The sequence below is a fragment of the Roseburia sp. OF03-24 genome (genome assembly GCF_003463035.1).
GTDB lineage: Bacteria > Bacillota > Clostridia > Lachnospirales > Lachnospiraceae > Roseburia > Roseburia rectibacter.
The window spans coordinates 65163-67265 of the sequence record NZ_QSCK01000025.1 but is presented as its reverse complement, the minus strand read 5'-3'; the positions used below and the strand labels follow the sequence as shown (position 1 = coordinate 67265).

General features: G+C 38.5%; 1 protein-coding gene and 1 pseudogene. Both read right to left on the bottom strand.

The genetic code is table 11. The features are described 5' to 3' along the window. Positions 1-1427: hypothetical protein (locus DXA60_RS13235; RefSeq protein WP_147345395.1), on the bottom strand; the 1427-nt coding region annotated here is incomplete at its 3' end. 166 nt (positions 1428-1593) lie between these two features. Further along, positions 1594-2103, bottom strand: a pseudogene (locus DXA60_RS19280) (Ig-like domain-containing protein); the annotation flags it as partial.

Below are 2103 nucleotides of genomic sequence, written 5' to 3'. Positions count from 1 at the left end.
GTTGTTTTATCCGCTTCTTTATTATATACTGTCAATTCCGGTTTCGTATTGGTCGGAGTCAGTGCTTCGTCTAATGTGACTACCAGTTTTCCATTGTAATAACCTGTTTTTGTCTGCAGGGTTTTATTGGTGATCTTCTGTGAAACGTTAACTGTGGTAGGGCTCTTTACCGTTGTGACCTGATTTCCTTCTGCAAAATTATCCGAGATATCTATCGCAATACCTGTCACAAACATGGTAACCCATTTGGTAAAATCTCCGGTATTGGTCTGCAAAGTATAATACTGATTTGCATAGGCAGGCTGTGTACTTTCCTTTTTAATTGTAAAATCGACCAGATCTCCTTTTGTTGTCGTCGCTTTACTGTACAGTGCATTTCCATTGATCGATAAATACGGACTTACATCTTTTGACAGTCCGAAAATCTTTTTGTTTTTATCAAACTTTTCAGACGCTTTCTGTGCATACAGGTTCATTTTGGTAAATTTGGAATTACTATTAGTGCTCTCCACAAAAATCATCAGATATTGTCCGGTCAAAGGCACTTTATCATTTGCCTTGTATGCCTTTGATCTCACACTTGTAACCATTCCGGTTTTAATGTCTTTCTCTACCCATTCTCCATTATGCTTTGAAACATCATCAATATTAAAATCCGCGGACATTCTAAGACGCACTGCCCTCATCGGAACTGACATATCACAGTTTTCCACAATGATCAGCTGCCATCCACCGGCGCCCTCGCCACCGCCGATATGCTCATAATACGGAATGTTGAATACGGAATACGTTCCATAGATCTTGCTGCTTTTATTAATGATATCCGTCACATCCGCATACATGTTTACGAAGGTGTACTGTTGCCTCACTCCTTCCTCTTTGTTTTGGTTTTTATAATCAATTGACCTGTTATCATAAGTTGCATACTGTGCCTTTATCAGTTTTGCCGTTCCATCCGGCAGTACAAAAGCGATTTCTGATTTTGCAAGTGCTTTCGCATCTGTGTCCGATCTTTTGATACTTGTTCTCGCCTGCCATACCAGATATGCTGCACGGATCGTCCCATCCGCACCTTCTGACTTTGTCAGCTTTGCAGACCGGTTGTTTTTGATCTTCTTTCCGATCACTGAATTATCTGCATTTTTCAAAACATTTTCCGCAGCTTTATACTGGTCTTTTTTACTATCATAGGTATTATAATTCGTAACGATATCATAAGCCCATGTATCATAGTTCGTATTTCCGGTATAGTTAATATTCAGCCGCCCATACAACGGCTGACCATCTCCTGCACGCGAATCTGTCATATAGACATTTCCTGCTTCTTCTACCGTGATCGCTTTTATGTTCTGTGGGATCATGGTGATCAGAACCATTACTGCGCAGAGCAGTAAAAATCTGCTTAGTTTCAATATTTTTTCTTTCATAGATCTCCTTTCGACTTTCCGTCCTGTGTATTTATATTTTCATTTTGAAAATACCGTGGTAAATAAAAAATGAACTGCAAGGTAATCAGAGATTCCAAGCAGTTCATTTTCTGACTATCAAAATTAATTTTGATAGTTTTTATACTTATTCATTTTTACTTGTTGTTTAAAGCTCAGTTACCCAGCCATCCTTTTCCCTAGCTTCATCCATGCCTCTTCCTGTTTTGAAACCTGTACTATATTTAGCAAAAGAAGTCTGTTTATCGCTTACGGTTACTTTCCAGGAATAACTCCAACGTCCATCGACTGTTTTTAAAGTAATAACAGAAGATCCTTTTCCCTTCACATCAAGATAAACGTCATCCTCTACCTTTAAAACATTTTCATTACTACTGGTCATAATAAATCCTATATCAAGCGAGCTAGACGTTGCAACTTTTTTATCAGAAGAAAACATTTCTCGGTTTACAGGCGTTCGTCTGTACTCAATCGTTCCATCCTCATGTTTCTTTACATAGTACTTGATATTATCGTACATATCAAATCCCACTGCCAGTACCATGTCATTTTTCTTGACAGTTACCTTATAAGCAGCTTTGACTTTCTTATTGGCTTTGGATGTAACTGTGATCGTTGCGGTTCCTACCTTTTTCGGTGTAACAAAACCGGTAGAAGA